Below are 6,863 nucleotides of genomic sequence, written 5' to 3'. Positions count from 1 at the left end.
ATCGGCGCGCCCTCGACGGTCAATCTCTCCAATGACGCTGCTGGCCGCCGTGTCGCCGTCGTCACCTGGACCACCGGGCCGCGCGCCGGCATCTACACCTTCACCTCCGGCCGCCTGTCCTCGATCGAGGGCAGCCCCGAGCCGGCGGCCGTGCCGAAGGCCGCCAAGCCGAAGGCGAAGAAAAAGCAGGCGACCTGAGCGGAAGCTTGAGTCGCGGGCAGGGCGCGTCATGAGCCGACGCTGAGCTTGCCTTTCTGAACAAGCGCGCATTCGAGGCGCATCGTCAGAAGTGCGGATCTGATCCAGAAGAAGGCGATGAGATCAGGATGAATCGTCATCGCGCTTTTGGTTGTTGTTTGCGCATGATCTCCGCGCAAACGCGTTCCGCGTTTGTCGCGAGGGAAAACCGCTTCGCACTTGTCCGGATCATGCTTTAGGCTACGCTCGCCAAAACGATTTCGCGCAATAGTTTGGAGTCGATCCGCCTGGCGGGGCCTCACCGATCCGGCGCGATAGCTCGTCCAGCGATCCGTGGTCGGTCATTTTCGAGCGCTCCAACGAGGACTGGCTCAAGGCCCGTCCCAATGCACAATTCCATTTCACGCCGACCAGTGCATCCTGGCTCAACCAGATCGATCTCCGGTTCATCCTGATCGGCGGCCGCTTGCTCGCGCAAACCGTTGATCACCTTTCCGAAACGGATTGCTTGCCGCCCTGTAGCCGCCGCGCGGGCTCGACCTGATGAAGATAAACCGCAAGAGTGTCCCAAGGTGGGGTCACGGAAAGCTGCCAAAGCATCCGCCCCACCTCGCCCCGGTGATAGCCTCCATGGAACGCAACATGGGTCAGCATCTCCTCTCTCGACATATATCCCTTGTCGCCATCGGTGAAGGTGAACGGCACAGCTTCGGAGAGAGTAGAGGACGGGGTGTCGCGAACGTAGCCGAGATACCACTGATCGGAGGATGTGACGGCGGCCCTCAGCTCGTCCAGTGTCGGGGGCTCATCCAAATTGGCGGAGGCGTACCCGTGCGGTACGCCTTGCAGATGCGCAGCAAATATCCGCGACACCGCATAGTAGTGGCTAATCAGTCGCAGGGCCGATTGTAGCTCAGTTCCGTATTTCTCACGATCTACGGTTTCCAGCTTGTCGAACAAGTCGATGTTGGCCCACGCATGATAGCCATAGAGTGTTTGGAGCAAGCTAGTCATTGCCGCCGATCCTTCCGCGATTTAGAAATATGAGCAACGCATTCACATTCTCTATGAGGCGGATTTCTTGTCTACTCGTATTGCACAACGGCAATCAGTGATGCGGAAGGAGCCGCGCCAAGCCCGATCCCGCGCAACGGTTGAAACGATCATTCAGGCTGGTGCTCGCATTTTGAGCGATGAAGGATGGGCCGGATTCACGACCAACAAGGTTGCAGACAACGCTGGAGTGAGCATCGGCTCGCTGTACCAGTATTTTCCGGACAAGCTCTCCTTAGTCGATGCTATTCGCCGCCGGCATCTGGATGACTGTCTTGCCGTTATGCGGAAATCTCAAGCCAAGGAACTGTCTTCGGTGCAGTTCGTGGCGAACCTCGTTGACGCCATGATCGCTGCCCATAGCGTCTACCCCGGATTGCACAGGGTATTGCTCGACGAGGCTCCAAGCTCTGACGACCATCGGAACCCCCACAGCGAATTTGAGGTCGAATACCTCGCTTACTATTCGAAGGCTGTAGCTATCCATCGGAAGCGTCCGCCCAATAGCGCGGACCAAACCGCTGCTCTGATCATATCCGATACGATCGACGGGGTGATTCATAACGCCGCTCGCCGTGGCACGTTGGCGGACCCAACGGTGCGAAAGGAGTTGGTTCGGCTGATCAGTCTATATCTTGTAGCGCTTTGATGGTCCGATCTCCCGCTGCGGGATGTTGAGTACGTTGCCAATAATTCAATTGCGAGTGCCGATGCATCGTGATTGCGACACTTTTGCTGAAATCGCTTTCGTGATGGCGGTGCGGCCGAGAATACGCTCATATGGCGTGAGAAAAAACTGGAGGAAATCGTGCGGTTCATTGCCCTCATCTCGGCTCTGCTCTTGCCGCTCGGCGCGGCCGTCGCCCAGGATTATCCGTCGAGAACCATCACCGTGCTGGTTCCATACGCCGCCGGCGGGCCGACGGACACCATCGCGCGCCTGACCGCGGCAAGCATGGCGAAATCCCTGGGACAGCAGGTCATCGTCGAGAACGCGACCGGTGCCGGCGGCACGATCGGCACGACCCGCGCCGCGCGTGCCCAGCCGGACGGGTACACGCTGCTGGTCCATCATGTCGGCATCTCGACCGCGGCCACGCTGTACCGCAATCTGAGCTACGACACGAAGACCGCATTCGCGCCGATCGGGCTCGTGACCAATGCGCCGATGACCATCATCGCGCGTCCGGATTTCCCGGCCGACACGCTGAAGGAACTGGTCGCCTACGCCCAGCAGCAGGGCGACAAGCTGACTTACGCCAATGCCGGGTTAGGTGCGGCATCGCATCTCTGCGGCATGCTGTTCATGACGGCGATCCAGAAGCAGCTCACCACGGTGCCCTACAAGGGCAACGGTCCGATCATGAACGATCTGCTCGGCAAGCAGATCGATCTCACCTGCGATCAGGCGACGAACACGACCGGCCCGATCACGGCCAAGCAGGTCAAGGCCTATGCGATCACCACCAAGGAGCGGCTGAAGAGCCTGCCTGATCTGCCGACCGCCGACGAGGCCGGCCTCAAGGGTTTCGAGCTCGGCGTCTGGCACGGTCTCTATGCGCCCAAGGGCACGCCGCCCGCGGTCGTTCAGAAGCTGACGGCGGCGCTCCAGGCAGCGCTGAAGGACCCGACGCTGATCGCTCGCTTCAACGACATCAACACCGAGCCGGTCCCGCAGGACAAGGCGACGCCCGAGGCGCTGGGCGCGATGCTGACGAGTGAAATCGATCGCTGGGCGCCGATCATCAAGGCAGCCGGGCAATACGCGGACTGAAGCCAGAGGCGCCCGGTCTGACCCGTCTTTCGGGCGCGACATTGCTGAGCGAAGCGGAATCGAGGAAATGCTCAATCAATTCACTGACAAGCTGCCAATAGCGCGCCTGATTTGACGGACGTCTCGGACCGGCGGCGCGCCAAACTGCCGAAGATATTCGCGACTGAATTGCGAGGCGCTTTCGTAACCTACTGCGAAGGCGACATCTGACGCGGTTCGGTCACCGGAGAGCAGCAGTTGTCGCGCCTCCTGCAATCGAAGCTGCTTCTGATACTGGATCGGGCTTAGCCCGGTCAGTGCCACGAAATGGCGGTGCAGACTGGCGCGGCTCATGCCGCTTGCCTCGCACAGGGCTTCGATCCGCAGCCGCGTGTTGGGGTGGTCGCGAATCCATTCGACCGCACGCCGGATCCGGCCGAGGGCCCCCTCGGGCCGGGCGATATGGCGCAGCAGGCGCCCCTGCGGTCCCTGCAGGAAACGATAGAGCAATTCCCGCTCCGCCATCGGCGCCAGAACCGGAATGTCGCCCGGCGTGTCGAGCAACGCCAGCAGGCGCAGCAGCGTGACATTTCGGGCGGTCAGGCGATCTGATCCTCGCGTCGCTCCTTCATCTGGAATCGAGAGGCCATCATGCCCGACCTCAGCCTGACACTCGTCAGCCATCCGCTCTGCCCGTTCGTCCAACGCGCCGCGATCGTCCTTCTGGAAAAGGGCGTGCCGTTTGAGCGGATCAACGTCGACCTCTCGGCCAAGCCCGACTGGTTCCTGGCGCTGTCCCCCACCGGCAAGGTCCCGCTGCTCAAGGTGCGCCGGATCGACGGAGAGGATGCGATCCTCTTCGAAAGCATGGTGATCTGCGAGTATCTCGAGGAAACGCAGGGCGGCGCGCCGATGTATTCCGACGATGCGCTGCTGCGCGCCCGGCAGCGCGCGTGGATCGAGTTTGCCACGCCGACCCTCGCCGATGCCTGGCAGTTCCTCAATGCTACCGACCCGGCGCGGCCGCCAAGCGGGCAGCGTTCCGCGACCGACTCCAGCGACTGGAGACGGAGCTCGGCTCGGGACCGTATTTCGCCGGCGCAACCTTCGGCATGGTCGATGCGGTCTACGCCCCGCTCTTCCGCTACTTCGCCATCATCGATCCCGCGGTGTCGCAGGCGATCTTTGACGACCTTCCACGCGTCTCGGCGTGGCGGGCGGCGCTGGCGGCGCGTCCCAGCGTCAGAGACGCGGTGGTCGAAGACTATGCCGAGCGCTTCCGGCAGCACCTGCGCCAGCATCAGGCGCTCCTCGCAGCCTGACGCCGCCCGCAGACTGGGCATCGGCTGTGCATGGTTGTTTTGCAGGTTTTGAGGGGGACGGCCTCGCGGCAGCGCTAGCCCGCCGCCTCATCAAACTGCGCGCTCGCCTCGAGCCACTGCTCCTCCGCGCGCGCCAGCGCGTCCGCCGCATTGGCGCGCGCCTTTGACAGCTGTGCGGCCTGCTTGGGATCGCGCGTAAAAATGTCGGGCAAGGCGAGGGCGGTGTCGATCTTGGTGATGATGTCGCTGACGCGGGCGATCTCGGCTTCGGCATCGGCGATGCGCTTCTTCAGCGAGCCGCGATTGTCTGACCTTGCACGCTGCGGCTTCTCGCTCGCGGCGCTGCGCTCGCGCGGGGCGGGCTCGCCGTTGCGCGCGGACAGCACCAGGCGGCGGTATTCGTCGAGGTCGCCGTCGTAATTGGTGACCGTGCGGTCGGCGACGATCCAGAGCCGGTCCGCGCAGGCCTCGATCAGATAGCGGTCGTGCGAGACCATGATGACCGCGCCGGGAAATTCATTGATGGCCTCCGCGAGCGCGGCGCGGCTGTCGATGTCGAGATGGTTGGTCGGCTCGTCCAGGATGATCATGTTGGGGCCGAAGAACGTCGCCAGCCCCAGCAGGAGCCGCGCCTTCTCGCCGCCCGACAATTTGCCGACCTTGGTGTCGGCCGCCTTGCCGGAGAAGCCGATCGCGCCGGCGCGCGCCCGCACCTTTGCCTCGGGCGCCTCGCCCATCAGCTTGCGGACGTGATCGTAGGCGGAAGCGTCCTCGTTGAGCTCGTCGAGCTGGTGCTGCGCGAAATACGCGATCGACAGCTTGTCCGCGCGCGTCACTCTTCCCGAGAAAGGCGCCAGCCGTCCAGCGAGCAGTTTGACGAGGGTCGACTTGCCGTTGCCGTTGGCGCCGAGCAGCGCGATGCGGTCGTCGTTGTCGATGCGCAGGGTGACGCGATTGAGCACGGGGCTCGCCGGATCGTAGCCGACCGCGGCGTTATCGACCGCGATGATCGGCGGCGACAGGATCTTCTCCGGCGCCGGAAAGGTGATCTCGCGCACGTCCTCGGTGACCAGCGCCGTGATCGGTTTCAGCCGCTCCAGCATCTTGACGCGAGACTGAGCCTGCCGCGCCTTCGAGGCCTTGGCCTTGAAGCGGTCGACGAAGGCCTGCAGGCGGGCGCGTTCGGCTTCCTGGCGCTTGACCTGCTTGGCGTCGAGCAGCTCGCGCATGGCGCGCTGCTCCTCGAACGAGGAGTAGGTGCCCTTGTAGAGCGTGAGCTTGCCGCGCTCCAGATGCAGGATCTGGTCGACCGAGCTCTCCAAGAGGTCGCGGTCGTGGCTGATCACGATCACCGTGCGCGGATAATGCGCGAGGTGATCCTCCAGCCACAGCGTTCCCTCGAGGTCGAGATAGTTGGTGGGCTCGTCGAGCAGCAGCAAGTCGGGGGCCGCGAACAGCGTCGCGGCGAGCGCAACGCGCATGCGCCAGCCGCCGGAGAATTCGGCGCAGGGGCGGAGCTGGTCGGCGGCGGAGAAGCCGAGGCCGGAGAGGATTGCGGCGGCGCGGCTCGGCGCGGAATGCGCGTCGATGTCGACGAGGCGGGTCTGGATCTCGGCGATCCGGTGCGGATCGGTGGCGCTCTCTGCTTCATGCAGGAGCGCGTCGCGCTCGAGGTCGGCCTTGAGCACGACGGAAATCAGGCTTTCGGGTCCGTTCGGGGCTTCCTGCGCCAGGCTGCCGACGCGCCAGCGCGGCGGCAGGGTCACCGAGCCGTGCTCGGCCGCGAGCTCGCCGCGGATCACCTTGAACAGGGTCGACTTGCCGGTGCCGTTGCGTCCGACCATGCCGACGCGCGATCCGGGCGTGATCTGCACGGAACTCTGGTCAATCAGAAGGCGTCCGGCGAGACGGATGGAGAGGTCGGTAATGGACAGCATGCGGCCTTGTCACCGCAGGCGGGGTCAAACGCAACCCGTTTTTCCGGGCCCGCTGCTCAGTGCGGGTCGCGGTCGCGCCGCTCCAGCTCGTTGAGGAGCTGCTCGAGATGTGTGGGGAGCCGGGGCTCGGGCCGCAGGCTCTGCTGGAGCCGTTCGCCCACGGCATCGCAAATCGATCGGCTGGTGCGCCGGTCGATCTGTTCGCTGTCATCGGCATAAGGCCAAGCCATCGCGCGGTTCCGTGGGTTTAAAGTAAAGTCACGATACCAAGTCATTGACCCCCAAAATGGTTTCGCCCCTTCTTGGGGATCATCGGCATTCTCGTCAAAATTGCATGAATCCCGCGATATCCGCTCAAAATGCGGAGCCCCGGCGGGGGGATCGCCGGGGCTCCTCTTGGAGGTACCTGTGGGGGGCGCAGATACCTTTTGGTCTTTTGGTAAGGTGCTGTCGGGCTCAGTAGCAGCGGTTGATCATCCGCCAGCGGGGTCCCCAGGGGGTCGGGACCAGCCGGCGCACATAGCAGCCGCCATAGCCGTAGGAGACGGGGCCGCCGGCATAGAAGCGCGGTCCGCCCCAGCCGCGGCTGTGGTGCCAGCC

Annotated in this window: 5 protein-coding genes and 5 pseudogenes; 5 read left to right on the top strand and 5 right to left on the bottom strand. The window is 63.7% G+C overall.

Translation table 11 applies throughout. From position 1 onward, the window contains the following. Nucleotides 1-198 (top strand): annotated as a pseudogene (locus MOV74_RS27490) (hypothetical protein); the annotation flags it as partial. A gap of 352 nt (nt 199-550) precedes the next feature. After that, a pseudogene (locus MOV74_RS27485) lies at nt 551-679 on the top strand (IS630 family transposase); the annotation flags it as partial. Nucleotides 680-684: 5 nt separating this feature from the next. On the opposite strand, the gene MOV74_RS27480 reads toward MOV74_RS27485, so the two are convergent. After that, nucleotides 685-1,212, bottom strand: a complete 528-nt coding sequence (locus tag MOV74_RS27480; protein ID WP_246929711.1) for a DinB family protein — start codon at nt 1,210-1,212, stop codon at nt 685-687. A 100-nt stretch (nt 1,213-1,312) separates the two neighbouring features. Here MOV74_RS27480 and MOV74_RS27475 point away from each other — a divergent pair, with 100 nt between their 5' ends. Together MOV74_RS27475 and MOV74_RS27470 are read left to right on the top strand one after the other, a co-directional pair. Then, nucleotides 1,313-1,900: a TetR/AcrR family transcriptional regulator gene (locus tag MOV74_RS27475; protein WP_246929714.1), complete on the top strand. Its 588-nt coding sequence runs from the start codon at nt 1,313-1,315 to the stop codon at nt 1,898-1,900. Between the two features lie 159 nt (nt 1,901-2,059). Further along, nucleotides 2,060-3,025: a tripartite tricarboxylate transporter substrate-binding protein gene (locus MOV74_RS27470; RefSeq protein WP_246929710.1), complete on the top strand. Its 966-nt coding sequence runs from the start codon at nt 2,060-2,062 to the stop codon at nt 3,023-3,025. Nucleotides 3,026-3,100: 75 nt separating this feature from the next. Here the strand turns inward: MOV74_RS27470 and MOV74_RS27465 are convergent. Beyond that, nucleotides 3,101-3,589, bottom strand: a pseudogene (locus MOV74_RS27465) (helix-turn-helix domain-containing protein); the annotation flags it as partial. A gap of 66 nt (nt 3,590-3,655) precedes the next feature. Here MOV74_RS27465 and MOV74_RS27460 point away from each other — a divergent pair. Then, nucleotides 3,656-4,326: pseudogene (locus MOV74_RS27460) on the top strand (glutathione S-transferase family protein). Nucleotides 4,327-4,400: 74 nt separating this feature from the next. On the opposite strand, the gene MOV74_RS27455 reads toward MOV74_RS27460, so the two are convergent. From MOV74_RS27455 to MOV74_RS27445, 3 genes and pseudogenes are all read right to left on the bottom strand, one after another. Then, a complete protein-coding gene (locus MOV74_RS27455; protein ID WP_246929709.1) occupies nt 4,401-6,263 on the bottom strand; it encodes an ABC-F family ATP-binding cassette domain-containing protein in 1,863 nt (620 codons plus the stop codon). 56 nt (nt 6,264-6,319) lie between these two features. Beyond that, a complete protein-coding gene (locus tag MOV74_RS27450) occupies nt 6,320-6,493 on the bottom strand; it encodes a hypothetical protein (protein ID WP_246929708.1) in 174 nt (57 codons plus the stop codon). A gap of 226 nt (nt 6,494-6,719) precedes the next feature. Beyond that, nucleotides 6,720-6,863 (bottom strand): annotated as a pseudogene (locus tag MOV74_RS27445) (sulfur globule protein precursor); the annotation flags it as partial.

The organism is Bradyrhizobium sp. SHOUNA76, assembly GCF_023006445.1.
GTDB lineage: Bacteria > Pseudomonadota > Alphaproteobacteria > Rhizobiales > Xanthobacteraceae > Bradyrhizobium.
This window is presented reverse-complemented; position numbering and strand designations above follow the sequence as displayed.